The 17,005-nt window shown below is 39.0% G+C and carries 12 protein-coding genes and 12 tRNA genes; 23 read left to right on the plus strand and 1 reads right to left on the minus strand.

Annotated features, from left to right (window positions below; all coding sequences use genetic code 11):
* The first annotated feature begins 45 nt into the window (after positions 1-45).
* From KJS58_RS24055 to KJS58_RS24115, 13 genes are all read left to right on the plus strand, one after another.
* Positions 46-121, plus strand: a tRNA-Val gene (locus KJS58_RS24055).
* Positions 122-208: 87 nt separating this feature from the next.
* Positions 209-285, plus strand: a tRNA-Asp gene (locus KJS58_RS24060).
* A gap of 49 nt (positions 286-334) precedes the next feature.
* A tRNA-Thr gene (locus KJS58_RS24065) sits at positions 335-410 on the plus strand.
* A 102-nt stretch (positions 411-512) separates the two neighbouring features.
* Positions 513-586: transfer RNA gene (locus KJS58_RS24070), tRNA-Trp, on the plus strand.
* Positions 587-618: 32 nt separating this feature from the next.
* Positions 619-691, plus strand: a tRNA-His gene (locus tag KJS58_RS24075).
* 22 nt (positions 692-713) lie between these two features.
* A tRNA-Gln gene (locus tag KJS58_RS24080) sits at positions 714-788 on the plus strand.
* 9 nt (positions 789-797) lie between these two features.
* Positions 798-873: transfer RNA gene (locus KJS58_RS24085), tRNA-Lys, on the plus strand.
* Between the two features lie 11 nt (positions 874-884).
* Positions 885-965: transfer RNA gene (locus tag KJS58_RS24090), tRNA-Leu, on the plus strand.
* A gap of 9 nt (positions 966-974) precedes the next feature.
* Positions 975-1,046 (plus strand) — tRNA-Gly (locus tag KJS58_RS24095).
* A 12-nt stretch (positions 1,047-1,058) separates the two neighbouring features.
* Positions 1,059-1,135, plus strand: a tRNA-Arg gene (locus tag KJS58_RS24100).
* A gap of 8 nt (positions 1,136-1,143) precedes the next feature.
* A tRNA-Pro gene (locus KJS58_RS24105) sits at positions 1,144-1,217 on the plus strand.
* Positions 1,218-1,226: 9 nt separating this feature from the next.
* Positions 1,227-1,300, plus strand: a tRNA-Gly gene (locus KJS58_RS24110).
* A gap of 397 nt (positions 1,301-1,697) precedes the next feature.
* The gene (locus KJS58_RS24115; RefSeq protein WP_213536160.1) at positions 1,698-2,957 is read left to right on the plus strand and encodes a mechanosensitive ion channel family protein; all 1,260 of its coding nucleotides are present in this window, start codon (positions 1,698-1,700) and stop codon (positions 2,955-2,957) included.
* 149 nt (positions 2,958-3,106) lie between these two features.
* On the opposite strand, the gene KJS58_RS24120 is transcribed toward KJS58_RS24115, so the two are convergent.
* Positions 3,107-3,685: a TetR/AcrR family transcriptional regulator gene (locus KJS58_RS24120; RefSeq protein ID WP_213536162.1), complete on the minus strand. Its 579-nt coding sequence runs from the start codon at positions 3,683-3,685 to the stop codon at positions 3,107-3,109.
* 293 nt (positions 3,686-3,978) lie between these two features.
* On the opposite strand from KJS58_RS24120, the gene KJS58_RS24125 reads away from it, so the two are divergent.
* The 10 genes from KJS58_RS24125 (at position 3,979) to KJS58_RS24170 (ending at position 16,784) form a co-directional block, all read left to right on the plus strand.
* Positions 3,979-4,680: an ABC transporter ATP-binding protein gene (locus KJS58_RS24125; RefSeq protein ID WP_213536163.1), complete on the plus strand. Its 702-nt coding sequence runs from the start codon at positions 3,979-3,981 to the stop codon at positions 4,678-4,680.
* 9 nt (positions 4,681-4,689) lie between these two features.
* Positions 4,690-7,236: an ABC transporter permease gene (locus KJS58_RS24130; protein ID WP_213536165.1), complete on the plus strand. Its 2,547-nt coding sequence runs from the start codon at positions 4,690-4,692 to the stop codon at positions 7,234-7,236.
* A gap of 303 nt (positions 7,237-7,539) precedes the next feature.
* Positions 7,540-8,175 (plus strand): 2OG-Fe(II) oxygenase, encoded by a 636-nt coding sequence (locus tag KJS58_RS24135; RefSeq protein WP_213536167.1) that lies wholly within the window; start codon positions 7,540-7,542, stop codon positions 8,173-8,175.
* Between the two features lie 164 nt (positions 8,176-8,339).
* Positions 8,340-9,320 carry a LacI family DNA-binding transcriptional regulator gene (locus KJS58_RS24140; RefSeq protein ID WP_213536169.1) on the plus strand — a complete coding sequence of 327 codons (981 nt, stop codon included), beginning with the start codon at positions 8,340-8,342 and terminating at the stop codon, positions 9,318-9,320.
* 2 nt (positions 9,321-9,322) lie between these two features.
* A complete protein-coding gene (gene rbsK / locus KJS58_RS24145; RefSeq protein WP_213536171.1) occupies positions 9,323-10,204 on the plus strand; it encodes a ribokinase in 882 nt (293 codons plus the stop codon).
* Positions 10,205-10,341: 137 nt separating this feature from the next.
* Positions 10,342-11,238 (plus strand): ribonucleoside hydrolase RihC, encoded by an 897-nt coding sequence (gene rihC, locus KJS58_RS24150; protein WP_213536173.1) that lies wholly within the window; start codon positions 10,342-10,344, stop codon positions 11,236-11,238.
* Between the two features lie 83 nt (positions 11,239-11,321).
* Complete coding sequence (locus tag KJS58_RS24155) at positions 11,322-12,518, plus strand: NupC/NupG family nucleoside CNT transporter (protein WP_213536177.1); 1,197 nt, start codon at positions 11,322-11,324, stop codon at positions 12,516-12,518.
* 72 nt (positions 12,519-12,590) lie between these two features.
* The gene (pnuC, locus tag KJS58_RS24160; protein ID WP_213536179.1) at positions 12,591-13,253 is read left to right on the plus strand and encodes a nicotinamide riboside transporter PnuC; all 663 of its coding nucleotides are present in this window, start codon (positions 12,591-12,593) and stop codon (positions 13,251-13,253) included.
* Positions 13,254-13,485: 232 nt separating this feature from the next.
* Positions 13,486-14,304, plus strand: coding sequence for a methyl-accepting chemotaxis protein (locus KJS58_RS24165; protein WP_213536181.1), 819 nt, complete (start codon positions 13,486-13,488; stop codon positions 14,302-14,304).
* Positions 14,305-14,675: 371 nt separating this feature from the next.
* Entirely contained in the window at positions 14,676-16,784 is a 2,109-nt protein-coding gene (locus KJS58_RS24170; protein ID WP_213536182.1) for an RICIN domain-containing protein, read from the plus strand.
* The last annotated feature ends 221 nt before the right edge of the window (positions 16,785-17,005 follow it).

The raw sequence follows: 17,005 nt of genomic DNA on the forward strand, positions 1-17,005 counted from the left end.
CACGGAGGTAACAGGGGTTCGAATCCCCTACGGGTCACTTTATATGGAGATTTAGCTCAGCTGGGAGAGCATCTGCCTTACAAGCAGAGGGTCGGGGGTTCGATCCCCTCAATCTCCACCATATAAAATATTGCGGGGTGGAGCAGCTCGTCTAGCTCATAACCCGAAGGTCGCAGGTTCAAATCCAGACTCCGCAATTGTAATACTTGGAACTGTGGTGTAGAGGCCTAACATGCCTGCCTGTCACGCAGGAGATCGCGGGTTCAAATCCCGTCAGTTCCGCCACTTTTATCTCAGTCCTATGATATAGAGCATGATATGGCGTAATCAATTAGCCGGTGTAGCTCAACTGGTAGAGCAACTGACTTGTAATCAGTAGGTTGGGGGTTCAAGTCCTCTCGCCGGCACCAGTTTCAATATGGAGAATTAGCAAAGTGGCTAAACGCATCAGACTGTAATCTGTTCTCTTACGGGTTCGGTGGTTCGAAATCATCATCCTTTAACAGTTTCTTAGGGGCATAGTTTAAAGGTAGAACAGCGGTCTCCAAAACCGTTAGTGTGGGTTCAATTCCTGCTGCCCCTGCCATAATCTTATTTATTTCAGTGAAAAATAAGATGGCGGTCGTGGCGAAGGGGTTAACGCACCGGATTGTGGCTCCGGCATTCGTGGGTTCAAGTCCCATCGATCGCCCATTTATACACCTTATCACTGTTGGGGATTAGCCAAGCGGTAAGGCAACGGACTTTGACTCCGTCATGCATAGGTTCAAATCCTATATCCCCAGCCATTTTAGTACGAGCCATTAGCTCAGTTGGTAGAGCACCTGACTTTTAATCAGGGTGTCGAAGGTTCGAGCCCTTCATGGCTCACCATATAATCACATGCGCGTGTGGCGGAATTGGCAGACGCACTAGACTTAGGATCTAGCGTCCTTGACGTGGGGGTTCGAGTCCCTTCACGCGCATTGATTTTTGCGGACGTGGCTCAGCGGTAGAGCATCGCCTTGCCAAGGCGAGGGTCGCGGGTTCGATTCCCGTCGTCCGCTTTTATATTTTTTGCGCCCTTAGCTCAGCTGGATAGAGCGTTTGACTACGAATCAAAAGGCCGGGAGTTCGAATCTCTCAGGGCGCGCCATTATATTTCGGGATGTAGCTCAGCTTGGTAGAGCACCTGGTTTGGGACCAGGGGGTCGCATGTTCAAATCGTGTCATCCCGATATTAGTACGCGGGTGTAGTTCAATGGTAGAACTTCAGCCTTCCAAGCTGATAGCGTGGGTTCGATTCCCATCACCCGCTCCAATATATTTATTCAAGTCTGGTTATATAACTAGGCTTTTTTTTGTATATAAAGATAGAAGTTTCGATTACCTCTTTTAGGGACTAGATGTATAAGGGTTTTACAAGTCGCGCTCCGTATGGAGGTACGTGAATTTAAGTGTTTTTGATTCTCTGGTTCACCGTCTTACATCTGAATGGACGAAACTGCTACCCGTAGTTACGGAAGAGGATCTACTTTTGATATTTTAGTAGTTGGGAGTCGTTAGAATACAGAATTTATGAACCAGGCAAAGTTTTTTAAGAAAAAAGGGCGTTCGCCTTTGTTTTTTACAGCCTTATCAGACAGGATTTGTATTTGCTTAGGTTTTAAAACTACACTATAATATTAGGCTAATCTACACATAGTCAGGAGGAAACAATGGGATTTATCAGAAATCAATTAGACGGATATGGAATGAGCGAAGCTGCGGTTGGTTATCTATCAAACTTGATCATGGCTGTTTTTATAGCGTTGGTCTGCATTCTAGCCAATTTTTTAACCAAAAAAATCGTGCTGAAGACGATTATTCATATCGTTAATAACAATCGGTATACATGGGACAATATTATTTTGGAGAAAAAAGTGTTTCATAAGCTGTCACATCTCGTGCCAGCCATCATTATCTATTCTTCTGCACCCATCTTTCCGTCATATGAGATTTTGATTAAGAAGCTGGCAATCATTTATATGATTATCGTAACCACCAGGGTGTTTAGTGCGCTGCTTAATGCTGTTGAAGCGATTTATCGTACATTTGAGGTTTCCAAGATCAGACCGATCAAAGGATACATTCAGGTGGCAAAGATCTTACTATACATCATCGCTACGATTTTAGTGATATCGAGCCTCATTGGTCAGAATCCCTTGATCATTCTCAGCGGGTTTGGTGCCTTATCGGCTGTTCTGATGTTAGTTTTTAAGGACTCCATCTTAGGCCTTGTGGCAGGCGTTCAATTATCCTCGAATGATATGGTACGTGTAGGCGACTGGATAGAAATGCCGAAGTATGATGCGAACGGTGACGTAATTGATATTACACTCAATACGGTAATGGTCATGAACTTTGATAAGACAATCACCATGATTCCTAGCTATGCCCTTATTTCAGACTCATTCAAAAATTGGAGAGGTATGCAAGCATCCGGTGGCAGAAGAATTAAGAGAAGTATTAATATTGATACAAGCAGTATCTCTTTTTGTACAGAGGAAATGATTGAGGAACTTCAAAAGATACACTATCTCACTGATTATGTCACGACGAGATTGGATGAAATTAATACTTATAATATGGAACACCAGATTAATACGGAGAGCAAGGTGAACGGTAGGCAGCTTACGAATATAGGTGTATTCCGAGAATACATTCATCAATATCTGAGGAATCACCCTAAAATTCATAAGGATATGACGCTGATTGTCAGACAGCTAGCTCCTGGCGATAACGGGCTGCCACTGGAAATCTATGCGTTTAGTAATGATACCAACTGGGCGGTGTATGAATCAGTTCAGGCTGATATCTTCGATCATATCTTTGCAGTTGCGCCGACCTTTGGACTTCGTGCCTTCCAAAATCCTACGGGCCATGATATCGTTCATTTAAAAGAAAGCAAAGAATATTCGCGAGAATACTCAAGATAAAATCAGGAAATTGTTGAAGCAAGATCTGGCTTTATTGAATACTAATTTCATTCGCACTGGCTATATACAGTTTGATGTCGACAATTTAAAACCACCTCAAAGGTGGTTTTTTCGCATTTATAGAGCATCTTATCAGTGATAAACGAGAATCACTTAAGGGTGATCTCGGCTTGCGTTAAATCGTTATTATTTAAAGTGCTTACTGAATTGATGATTGTAACGATTTCAGCAGGGGATTCAGGTAAGTCATTTTCTAACCATGTTTGAACAATGGCAATACAGCCTCCAACAATATATCTCACATAATAATTGGAATAGGACTTGCTAAATTCCTCAGAAACCTGTTCCAGATCAGCTTTATTCGCTATAGAAATAAGTTTATCTAGCAGCTTATTGTCCCTCTGTTTGCAAAATAAAATCTTACACAAAGCCCTGTTTTCTGAAATCAATTCAAGTACATTCAATAGTAGTGAATCTGAATACTCGTTCACTGGCGTTTCATCAATATATTTCACGATTTTATGGAATAGCTCATCTTCCATCGTCTGGAGCAAATCATGTGGATCTTTGTAATGTGCATAAAACGTTCCTCTATTCACATCTGCTCTTTTACATATATCAGTAACCGTAATCTGGTGAATTTCTTTCTCTTCAAGCAGGGTAAGGATACTATCTTTAATAGCCTTCTTCGTGTACACAACTCTTCGATTTCCTTTAATGCCTACCATAACGAATCTCCTTATAAAAATTTAAATTATCTAACGGAATCAATTTCATAACTCATTAAAAGGTATTATGAACTTGAACTAACTCTGCAACTGTTATCAATTGAACAAACTTGTTCAATATGTTCATTTCATAACACAAAGAAAATATGTGGTCGTTGTTATTGGATTTTTGCTAATTTATAATATTAACGTACTATTAAACAAACAAGTTGTCTATTTAATGACGATATGAATTGAATACTCATTAATTCGGTAGCATATAAAACAAGCCTGGCAGCTAATGGAGGAAGAGAATGTCGTATATCAAAATTCAGGATGTATATAAAAAATATAAGGTGGGAGATACCGTCGTTGTCGCTAATAATGGGATCTCTTTTTCTATTGAAAAGGGAGAATTCGTTGTTATATTAGGTCCAAGCGGAGCGGGAAAGTCAACGGTACTTAATATTCTTGGAGGAATGGACAGTTGTGATTCAGGAGAAATCATCGTGGACGGGCTTACTATATCTACATTTAATAATAAGCAGCTTACTAAATATAGAAGAGACGATGTAGGTTTTGTATTTCAGTTTTATAATTTGGTACAAAACTTAACAGCCAAGGAAAACGTAGAACTTGCTACACAAATCACCAAGAATGCGTTAGATGTTGATCAAACGCTTGAATTGGTAGGTCTTGATCATAGAAAAGACAATTTTCCATCACAGTTATCTGGCGGTGAGCAGCAAAGAGTTTCTATTGCAAGAGCAGTAGCCAAAAATCCTAAGTTATTGCTTTGTGATGAGCCAACGGGTGCTCTCGATTACAATACTGGAAAGCAAGTATTACAAACCCTTCAAGATACATGTAGGAAAATGGGGACAACCGTTATCGTGATCACGCATAACTCGGCAATTGCACAGATGGCAGATCGAGTGATTAAAATCAATGATGCGAAGGTTCGAAGTGTAGAAGTGAATAAGAATCCGATTCCCATTGAAAATATTGAGTGGTAGGGGTACATGATGAAACTTAAGCCATATACGAAATTAACGATTAGAGAAATTTTATCTTCTAAAGCCAGATTTATTTCGATATTGATCATTATTCTTTTAGGGGTTGCTTTTTATTCAGGTATAAAGTCGTCAGGACCCGATATGAGCAAGGCGATCAATCATCTTTTTAATGAATATCATTTGATGGATAGTAAAGTTGTATCGAATTTCGGATTAGATGATGACGATGTTGATGTGCTTAGAAATGATGATCGCATCTTGGATTTTTACGCTACGCATAGCATAGATGTGAATCTTACAAACGCCAGTAATGTAGTTAGATTCATGGAATACGATAAGGAAAGTAATATCAATGATTTCATCATTGTAGAAGGTCGATTACCTGAGAACAGTGGAGAAATCGCGATCGATGAAGAAGCCTTAAAGCTTAATAAGGACATACAGATCGGACAAGAATATACAATTGAGACTGACGATGAGACAATGAAGAATTTTAAGCAGACAACGTTCACCGTAGTAGGTATGGTAAGAAGCCCAATGTATATTGAAAAAGGATCTAGAGGCATAACATCTGTGGGTAAAGGAAGTATTGATTACTTTGCCGTATTGAATCGTTCTGATCTATCCATGGATGCATACACCGAGCTATATATAAGATTTAAAAATGTACAAGGCCTTGATGGATATAGTGATGAGTATCAAGATGTAATGGATGAGAATAGTGAATATCTTGAAAACCTATTCGCTGCCAGAAAGGAAGAAAGAGCAGAAGAATTAAAGGCAGCATTACAAAAACAATGGTCTCAAAGTACGGCTAATATGAATCAATTGAGTCAATCATCTGTAGACAAACGGGCAGAAGGTATGATGGATGTAGATCAGTTAGCGTATTATGTGTCCGATCGAACGGATAACCCGGGGTATTTAGGATATAAAGATTCCATTCATAGTTTAGATAGTATTGCTTCCGTGTTGCCGGTATTTTTCTTCCTACTAGCAGTAATGATCTGTTTAACAACGATGACTAGAATGGTCGAAGAAAATAGAACCGAGATCGGTACATTAAAAGCTTTAGGATATGGCAATTTTGAAATAGCGAAGAAATATATTATCTATGCGTCCTTAGCAAGTATTTTAGGAGCTGTATTAGGAATACTCATTGGAGCGAGTATACTCCCAGGCATTATCAGTAATGCACATGAAAGTTTATACAGCCTGCCTAAAGTAAGCATTGTTTATTATCCGTCCTATATCGTTCAATCGCTATTCATCTCTATATTATGTACGGTAGGGGCTAGTTTGTTTGTCTTAAGAGTTGAATTAAGAAATAAGCCAGCTAATCTAATGAAGGTAAAAGCTCCGAAGGTTGGTAAAAAGATACTCTTAGAGAGAGTTACGCCGATATGGAGAAGATTCAATTTTAATTATAAGGTGACATTTCGAAATATTTTTAGATATAAACAACGTATGCTGATGACGATATTCGGTATTTCAGGCTGTATGGCATTACTGGTTACCGGATTTGGACTTAAGGATTCAAATGTAGGCATGGTGGACAGGCAGTTTGGACAGTTGTGGAATTATGAAGCGATGGTCATCCTAGATGACGATTCTACAGAAGAAATGAAAGAGTATGATAATACGCTGAATAGGTTATCTGGATATGAAGATAAATTAGATCTGCACCAAGAGTCTGTTGTATTTAGTAAGGAAGATATGAATAATCAAGAAGCTACCTTGTATGTGCCGCAATCTACAGATCATTTAGATGACTTTATCATTTTGGGTAATCGTGAATCTGGAGATAAGTATAAATTATCAGATGATGGTGTTGTGATAACCGAAAAATTAGCCAAGCTCCTAGATGTTTCTGTTGGAGATACGGTATCGATGACAGATGATGATAATCATACGTATGACATAAGGATAGATGCGATTGCTGAAAACTACGTTAAACATTATATCTATATGTCACCTACGTACTATGAAAAGGTACTTGAAAAGAAACCTGTATATCAAACGCAGCTACTCAATTTCGATCGAGATCTAGCTGATGAAGATGAGATATCTTCCAAGCTTATGAATCATGAAAATGTGATAAATGTGACGTTAACATCTAACATGCAAGAAGCTAGCGAAGACTCCGTTGCGAATATGAATCTGGTTATGATCGTTATCATTATTTCTGCTGGATGCTTGGCCTTTGTGGTCCTATACAATTTGAATAACATCAATGTATCAGAGCGTATAAGGGAACTATCTACTATAAAAGTGCTAGGGTTCTATGACAATGAGGTAACGATGTATATCGTAAGAGAAAATGTCATACTCACCTTACTCGGAATCGTTACGGGTTCATTTTTGGGGAATCTATTACACGCGTTTATCATTTATACAGCAGAAACGGATACGATGATGATGTATCCGGATGTTTCCATTCTTAGTCATATCTTATCTGCAGCTATAACAATATTCTTTTCAACCATCGTTATGATGATCATGCATGCGAAGTTAAAGAAAGTGAATATGATTGATGCATTAAAATCTAACGAATAGTGTAGAGTACGAATATTATCAACTAAATGTGCCTATTCTAAAGAGATAACTCTCAAACTACGTGAGTTATCTCTTTTCTTTTTCCATTTAGAATCTACCACCCCAAACTTAATTTAATTCGTCTTATATTCATTTACACGTTTTTTATTTGTTCAAATAGTCTAAATAATATGTATTGAAGTATATTCCTATACTCGAGCTGTTTCTATAATATATTTGAAATAAATGTAAAATGTTTATTTTTTAGTTTTAGGTTCTCATTTTGGTCATCGTAAGTGATTATAGAGGAGGTTGATTCATATTATGACAAAGGAAGTTTCGATCTTACCCATTCAATCCGTCTATTCTATTGATAATCACATGATTACTGCCACCGTTCTACATGAAGAACCTTTAGTAATGAAATTTGATCAGGTATTAAATGATGAGGAATGTCAGATGTTTATTGATTCTGCTGCCTTACGTCTTACAAAATCAAAACTCGCGAATAAAGAAGAGAGTCAAATTCGAACTAGTAGTGGGATGTTTTTTGAAGAAAATGAAAGCCCTTTAATAACCGAAATAGAAAATCGTATATCAACTTTAATGCATGTACCCATCTCACATGCGGAAGGACTACAAGTATTACATTATGAACCTGGGCAAGAGTTTAAAGAACATTATGATTTTTTTGGGGCCAGTAGTCCTTCTAGCCATAACAATCGAATCAGTACATTAATTATATATTTAAATGATGTAGAAGAAGGAGGGGAAACAACCCTTCCGAGGTTAGGTATTACCATGAAACCAGTGAAAGGTTCTGCGATTTACTTCGAATATTTCTATAACAATCAGGAGTTGAACGAATTAACTTTGCATAGTGGAGAGCCTGTCATCCGCGGTGAGAAATGGGTAGCGACTCAATGGATGCGTAAACAACGAATTCGAGAAGGATACTAAAGTCAGAGAGACCACGGTTGCGGTGGTCTTTTTTATTGTTTTTCATAGCAATATGAGTAGATATTTTCAAAGGAACTTTTATTAAATAGGTTGTTGACTATCCTAATAAAATAAATTAAACTAATCGTGTAATCGGTTACAGATGATTAGGAAGGATGCTTTTAGTGGCTACTATTAAACAGGTTGCAGAAAGAGCTGGAGTTTCTGTTGCGACAGTTTCTCGAGTCTTGAATGACAATGGGTATGTACAATTAAATACAAGGAAAAAAGTGGAGGATGCGATCAATCAGCTTGGATATGTTCCTAATGAAGTAGCGCGTTCTTTGTATAAGAAAGAGTCCCGTTTAGTTGGTTTACTTTTGCCGGATATAACAAACCCATTTTTTCCAGAAATGGCCCGTGGTGTAGAAGATGAGCTCCAAAAAGAAGGATTCTATTTGCTTTTTGGTAATAGTGATGAAAGCTTAGAGCGAGAGCTGAATTACATTCAGACCTTTGTACAAAATAATGTGGTTGGTCTTATATCGGCAACGAATTTAGCTGATAAAATCAACTATGAAAACTTACCCATTCCAACTGTGTTCTTGGACCGAGGTTCTCAAAGTGAATACTCCGTTTACTCCGATGGCTTTGAAGGTGGCAGAATGGCTGCTATTGAAATGATTAAACGAGGCAGCCGCAAATTAACTGTTCTCAAAGGACCTGCATACGTCTTGCCTGCGCAAGAACGCTTTCAAGGAAGTATTGAGGTTTTAGCCCAATCGGATGTTGATTTTCAGGTGATTTCAATGAACTCACTTTCTTTCCAGGAAGGATTGAGTAAAGCGCAAGAAATATTCGAAAAATTTCCTGATACGGATGGAATTATTGCGAGTAATGATATAACAGCGACAGCTATCTTGCATAAAGCTTTGAGTATTGGAAAAGTTATTCCTAACGACGTCCAAATCATTGGATTTGATGACATTCAACAGAGTAGTCTACTTTTTCCATCATTATCAACAATTAGACAACCGATTTATGATATGGGGAGAGAAGCGGCTAAGCTGCTTATAAAATTAATTAAGAAACAAGCGGTTGAAAAATCGCATATTAAATTAGATGTATCATATGTAAATCGTAATACAACAAGGAAGGTGAGATAGACGTGGTAAAAGTAACGGTTATTGGAAGTTCTTCTATGGACTTCGTGGTAACGACAAGGATGCGCCCAGGTGTAGGAGAGACAGTGATGGGGGATTCCTTTAAGGTCGTTGCCGGAGGAAAAGGGGCGAACCAAGCGGTGGCTGCAGCCCGGTTGGGCGCTAGTGTTACTATGATTGGCTGCGTTGGTGATGATTATTATGGTCAAGTTATCTTAGATAATTTTAAGAAGAATGGTGTTTTTACTCACAATGTGGAACCGGTTACAGGTATTCAAAGCGGAACAGCTCATATTACGATTGCTGATGGGGATAACAGTATTGTGGTGGTAAAAGGAGCAAATAATCATGTAACACCGGCCATTGTTGAAAAAGCGCTGAAGGTGATTCAAACATCGGATATTGTCCTTATTCAACATGAAATTCCGTTGGAGACTGTAGATTATGTCAGCCAAGTTTGTGAGCGATATGGAGTGCCATTACTATTAAATCCAGCACCGGCTGCGCCGCTGACGGAAGGGATATTAAGAAGAGTATCGTTTTTAACTCCTAATGAACATGAAGCAGCTGAACTATTTAAAGAGCAAAATCTATCTGAAGTATTGAAGCAATATCCGAACAAATTGTTTATCACGGAAGGGAAAAATGGTGTTCGTTATTTTAATGGGAATGAAGAGATATTAGTACCTGCTTACCCGGTAGAAGTGGTTGATACGACAGGAGCTGGAGATACTTTTAACGCTGCCTTTGCTGTAGCACTAGCTGAGGGTAAAGAGATAATGGACGCATTGAAGTTTGCGAATCGTGCTGCCTCTCTATCTGTAATGAAATTCGGTGCCCAAGGAGGAATGCCGACACGTCAAGAATTAGAGGGTTGTCTTGATTAGGTTATATTGGATCGTTTATAGGGAAGAATATAATAGAGATGCTTACATTAGAAATCCGTCTTTTGTAATATTCAATGTGTAACCGATTACAGATATTAGGAAATCAACTTATCTATATCCTAAGGAGGAACATTAACATGAGAAAAATTCCAGTAATTATTGACACAGATCCTGGTATTGATGATGCAGCAGCTATTGGTTTGGCTCTCCACAGAGATGAATTAGATGTGAAATTAATAACCACGGTAGCCGGGAACGTGGATATTGACAATATCACTACCAATGCATTGAAACTTGTATCTTTCTTTGAGCGAGATATTCCCGTTGCGAGAGGTATGGAGTCTCCGTTACTGAAACCTTATGAAGGAAGTAGAGTACATGGAGAAACAGGCATGGATGGTTATGATTTTCCTGAACCTACGAATCAGATTATAAAGCCGCATGCTGTTGAAGCGATTCGTTCTTTGCTGGAGGAATCAGAAGAGAAGATAACGATTGTTCCTATTGGCCCATTAACCAATATTGCAGTATTGCTGTTAATGTATCCGCATGTAAAAAACAAAATTGAGCGAATTGTACTCATGGGGGGATCTTTATCCGGAGGGAATATGAATGGTCCAGCCGAGTTTAATATGTGGGCTGATCCTCATGCAGCGAAGATTGTGCTTGAATCCGATGTTAATGTGGTGATGATTGGCTTAGACGTAACGTTAAAAGCACTCATTGGTGAAAAAGAATTAACACAATGTCAAAACAAATCTGCTGAAATGTTTAACGCGATCTTCCATCATTATAGAGATGGAGATATGGATCATGGCGTTGTTATGCATGATTCCTGTGCTATTGCGTATCTGACCAAACCTGAATTATTTACGATTGAACGCAGACATGTGAAGGTCATCACCGAAGGACCAGCAAGCGGTATGACAATGGAGATGTTTGAAGAAGAGACGACGAATATGAATGTGGCTGTTGGTATTGATTCGGAAGCTTTCCAGGCATGGTTCCTTGAAACATTACACCGAATGAAGTGAAAATTTTTAACTATTAAAATTAAGTATTGCATCAGATTTGGACATCCAGACACTTTAACCTTCTAGCAGAAAAGGGGATTGTCATGAAGTACCTAATTTTTATCCTATGCTTAATTGCAATTTTCCTACTAGCATATTTAGTAAGCTTCGATAGAAAAATGGTTAAGAAGAAGCTCAAAACAATTGTTATTATTCTAGGTATTCAGATCCTATTGGCTTATGTATTCCTGCATACAACGATCGGTATTAAGATTATTGGTGGCGCTTCCAAACTTTTTGAAAAGTTATTAGGTTACGCTAATGTAGGGATCGAATTTGTATTTGGAGGTATGATTGAAGGTGGTTATGCCACTTTCTTATTGACTGCATTATTTCCTATTGTATTTATCTGTGCGTTACTTGGTATTTTGCAATACTTTAAGATCCTTCCTTGGTTTATTAAAATCATGGGAACAGGACTCAACAAAATCAGCAGACTTGGCAAGCTTGAATCATATAGTGCGGTAAGTGCCGTTATTATCGGTATGACAGCCGTATTCGTCTCCATCAAAGACCTCTTACCAAAACTTAACAAGCAACAAATGTATACAATTGCTGCTTGTTCGATATCAACAGTGGATCTAAGTATTGTTGGTGCTTATATGAATATGATTGATCCTAAGTTTGTTATTCTAGCAATTATTCTAAACTTGTTTAGTGTGTTCGTCATTCTATCCATTGTTAACCCATATAACCCAGATGAGAGAAATGAAGCACTTGCGATCGTTAATCAGCCAGCTGAAAAAGACGAACGCGGATTCTTTGAGGTACTGTCTGATTACATGATGGACGGCTTCAATTTGGTATTAGCGATTGTCGCTATGCTGCTAGGATTTGTAGCTTTGGTCGCTTTCTTAAATGGTATTTTTAGTGGTATTTTTGGTGTAGATTTCCAAACCATTCTAGGCTATATCTTTGCTCCTTTTGCTTTCTTAATGGGTGTGCCTTGGGACGAAGCAGTTCGCTTCGGTGGATTAATTGCGACTAAGCTGCTGTCTAACGAGTTCGTGGCAATGACAAGCTTTATAGAAATGGAAGGATTATCAGAAAGATCTACAGGTATTATTTCAGTGTTCCTGGTATCGTTTGCTAACTTTGGTTCAATCGGTATGATCATCGGAGCCTTGAAAGGGCTTTGTCCGGATCAAAGTAAAGTCGTTGCCGGTTTTAGTCTTCGTCTGCTCTATGGAGCGACTCTTGTTAGCTTCTTATCCGCGGCAGTGGTCGGCTTAATTTTGTAAGATAGAAGCTGTAAAACATATATTGTTTTAACAAAAATATTCAAAGTAACTCGATCAGGAGGAAGCTAGAGATTGGGCAAATATTTGAAACATCCTCTGTTTATTATTGGTGCTAGCATATTAGCTGTTATCGTAGGTTGGGTTATGAAGGCTCCCATTCTGGATACGATTGTATCCGTGCTCGGCATGGTGCATGTATGGCTATTAATGAAAGAGAAGATGCTTAATTTTATTTTTGGTATTATTGCTTTTGGCAGTTACGTATATATTTATGTTTCTTCCGAATTGTACGCTATGGCTGTCGTTGCTTTTGTTCAAACGATGTTTCTAATCTATGGCTGGTTTTTCTGGAATAAACACAAGCAAGGTGATGAAGTTCCACGAACTAACCGTTTTACACGTAAACAGTTGCAATTTTGGATACTTGGGATGCTTGTAGCCTGGTTCCTTTGGGGATTGCTTGAGAAAAATGTATTTGGCGGATCCTTGCCTTTTCTAAACAGTCTAACGGCAGTTATAGGACTAGTAGCTGAATATTGGCTTAGTCGAAAGTATCTGGAGAATTGGCACCTTTTTATTCTTTCCGATGCGTTAGCTGTTTGTACCGTGCTCTTAAGCGGTTTGTATCCAATGGCAATTCTTTATGGTATCAATACTTTGCTATCCGTACAAGGTTTACGTGAATGGAAGGCGAATGATCATAGTAAAAGTATCAAAGAAATTAATGTAGTTTAAAGCTGTATAACTTATTAAATAAAGAAAGCCTGTGATTTAGAAGAGGCACAGATTGACCCAGAAACCCAGCCATTTACAAAGACTGGGTTTCTTAAATTTATATAGCGAGTAATACCTCTTCACTCATTCACAGAATTAACTAATGATGGTAAAATGGAATAATTAGTAGATCTTTTGAACTAAAATGAACTAAAGTTTTAATACATAGTTACGTAGTAAGGAGAATTCTAAAATGAATACCATTGAATCCTTGGATAATCTAATTGCCATGATTCCCATCTTAAAGGCAGCAGTGCCTGCTGAATTATCCATTGCTATTTGTGACACAGAGAAATTTATTGCCTATTGGCCTGGAGAAGATATTAATTTGGAGATCCATGTCGGCCAACCTTTGCACCACGAAGAACCGTTAACGCAGGCAATTCGGGATAATATAGCATTAAAGGCAGAGGTACCTCCCTCATTTTATGGTTTTGAATTTATAGGGACGGCTACACCGCTCCACAATTCAAGTGGTCATGTGATTGGCGGTATAGCCATTCAGTTACGCAAACAAAGTGAGCTAATAGCCATAGCGGATCAAATTTCGCTCTCACTAACCCAAGCCAATAAACAGATCTCAGAAGTGGCAGAAGATTCATCAAAATTAGCCGATTCTGCTCAGCAGCTGCTTACGTTCGCCCATCAGACGGTAGAGCAGGTGAAAGAAACAGATAAAGTTGTAACAATTGTCAAAAGAGTCGCGGATCAAACGAATTTATTAGGAATTAATGCGGCGATAGAAGCGGCTCATGCAGGAGATCTAGGAAGAGGTTTCGGTGTTGTAGCGAGTGAGATACGGAAATTATCCAAGGAGTCGCTTAACTCTACGAATGTGATTCAAACTACACTGAAAACATTTGAAGAGGCAATTAGCGAAATGCGCGTATCCATTGAACAAATGACTGCAATTGTTGAACGACAGGCAACATCGTCCCGCCAGGTCTCCGATTTTATCGAAGAAGTGGATCGGATGTCAGAACAGTTGAATGAATTTGCAAAGAAATTATAATTTAGCTCTAAGTGGCGTCTAATATGATCTTCGAACAGGGTTTTGATTGTATTTTCCTATTAAGTAAAAGCCGCATCCGTATGGGGATGGGGTTTTTGCTCCATGATCTATATTTCAAGAATATGTAGTGGAAAAATAATGAATTGCAAACTATAATATACATGTTAATTAATTAACATATAACAATGGCAAATCACACTTTATGAGACGGGAGGATTAGAAAGTTTATCGATGACTGAATGGCAGCTAGGATTTAACTAATATAGAAAATTGTAAGCGCTTTATTTATAGAGAGGCAATAGGAGCTAGATAGTCTATCACCGCTTTAACCTAACTTATTTTCGAGGGTATGAAAGGAGACTAGTCAAATCATGAAGCTGATCCAACAAGAATGGAGTAAAAAATGGATTTCACTAGCTATTATTTTTGCTTTATTAGCCGTTTTTGTATGCAGCGGAGCCGCTTACGGAGCCGCGAGTTCATCGACAACCTCATCAACGACGAGGGCTTCCGTTCATGATCCTTCCATCTTTTATGATTCTTCAACAAACCAATATTATGTTTTCGGTTCCCATTTAGGGCAAGCTTCCAGCACCGATTTAAGAAACTGGTTTTATCTGGGGACACAGGGCTACTCAAACGCAAGCTTGTACGGAGCATCCACATATGAAGGCTACTATTATATAAAGAATAAAAACAGCGGGTTATATTTGGATGTTGCGAATGGCTCGTCTGCGGATGGCGCTAATATTCAACAATGGTCATATAACGGATCCGATGCGCAAAAATTTAAAATTGTGTACCAAGGCAGCGGAGATTACTATATTCTAACTGGAAATTCGTCCTATACAAGCAGCATTGATGTAAACAGCAATTCTGCTGCGGATGGCGCCAATATTGAGCAGTGGAAGTATTGGGGCGGCACGATGCAATTATTTAAAATCGAGCAAAACAATGACGGTACAGTTTCCTTTCTCTCTAAAGCATCTGGATATAAATCTGCGATTGATATAACCGATGGCAGCACCTCCAGTGGAGCAAATGTCCAACAATGGAATTACTGGGGCGGCGACATGCAAAAATGGGAACTAGTAAAGGCGGGAGGTACAGGGAATTCTTCAAGAAGCACAGGGGCGGCATTGAATTCTGCGCTGGCTTCTTCATTTGCATGGGCTGGATATAACGACCAAGACAGTTCGGGCGGTCATTCGGTTTGGGCTCCTGCACCGATTTACAATGCATCTTATGAATGGGCGGATGGTTCGAAAGGTGCCTATATGTTGTACTACTGTACGTCATCCACTTATATGCGTTCTGCAATTGGATATGGCGTGTCTAAGTCAATAACCGGTCCATTTGAATATGTGGATACGATTGTTTACTCTGGATTTACAAACGCAAGCAATCCGATTACAACGAGCTCGTCGTTAGGGACAAAAACCGTGAATACATGGGTTCAGAACACGAATATACCGGAGCTCATAGATAACGGTACATTGTCAGGAACGAGAAGCGGTTGGTTTACGAGCAACGGCGGATTCAACAATACCAATTTTCCAAATGCGATTGATCCCACTCTTGTTTATGATAGTTCAGGAAATATGTGGATGACCTATGGGTCTTGGTCCGGAGGTATTTATATTCTTCAAATTAACCTTGCGACGGGCCAACCTTACTATCCTGGTTCTGATAGCGGCGATACTGATCGCTATTTTGGGAAGAGAATTGCCGGTGGATATGGTAAATCTGGTGAAGCTCCTTATATTGTTTATGATGCAAGAACAGGCTACTACTATTTATATGTAACCTATGGCGGATTAGCCAATTCGGGCGGATACCATATCCGTTTATATCGCTCTACATCCATTAATGGAACGTATACTGATGCTGCTGGCAATCCAGCTGTGTATTCATCATCTTCCATTAATCAATCCAACTATGGAATTAAGTTGTTTGGAAATTATAATTTCTCCGGATTACCAGTTGGATATAAATCGGGAGGCCATAACTCTGCATTTGCTGATACCGACGGAATGAGATATTTGGTGTACCATACAAGATTTAATAACGGTACCGAGGGGCATGAGGTTCGTGTGCATCAACAATTCATGAACGCCGACAAATGGCCTGTAACAGCTGTATATGAATATTTAGGAAGTAGTATTTCTTCAACCGGATACAGTATGAGCGATATGACGGGGACATATGAGTATGTGAATATGGGGCTTGATGCCTCTACGTCCGGTGTTGGTATGCTGCCAACCCAAAGCGTGACATTGAATTCGAATGGGAGCATAACGGGTGATGTGTCGGGTACATGGTCGTATACCTCAGGAACGTACTACTGCACAATGGTGATCAATGGGGTAACCTATAAAGGTGTTTTCTTTAAACAAAGAAATGAACAGTCTAGCCATAATGCAGTTATGACCTTCTCATTAATCGGCTCTAATAACACTTCAATTTGGGGTTCCAAGTAGGATGCTTATCGTCATATTGTATTGTATCAAGCTATTAAGAGATACTAATTATTGCTTTTGATGTTCAGTAAAAAGACCAAGCGGTTGCTTGGTCTTTTATTTATGGCTTTAGCCAGTTGAGTGCGTGAAACGCGCGAAACAAAAAACCACCCGCTATGCGGGTGGAGGAATCAAAGGTTTGACCACTAAGACCATTCCGATAGAATTGAGATGTTCAGGCT

Source organism: Paenibacillus sp. J45TS6, assembly GCF_018403285.1.
In the GTDB taxonomy this organism is placed as follows: Bacteria; Bacillota; Bacilli; order Paenibacillales; family Paenibacillaceae; genus Paenibacillus.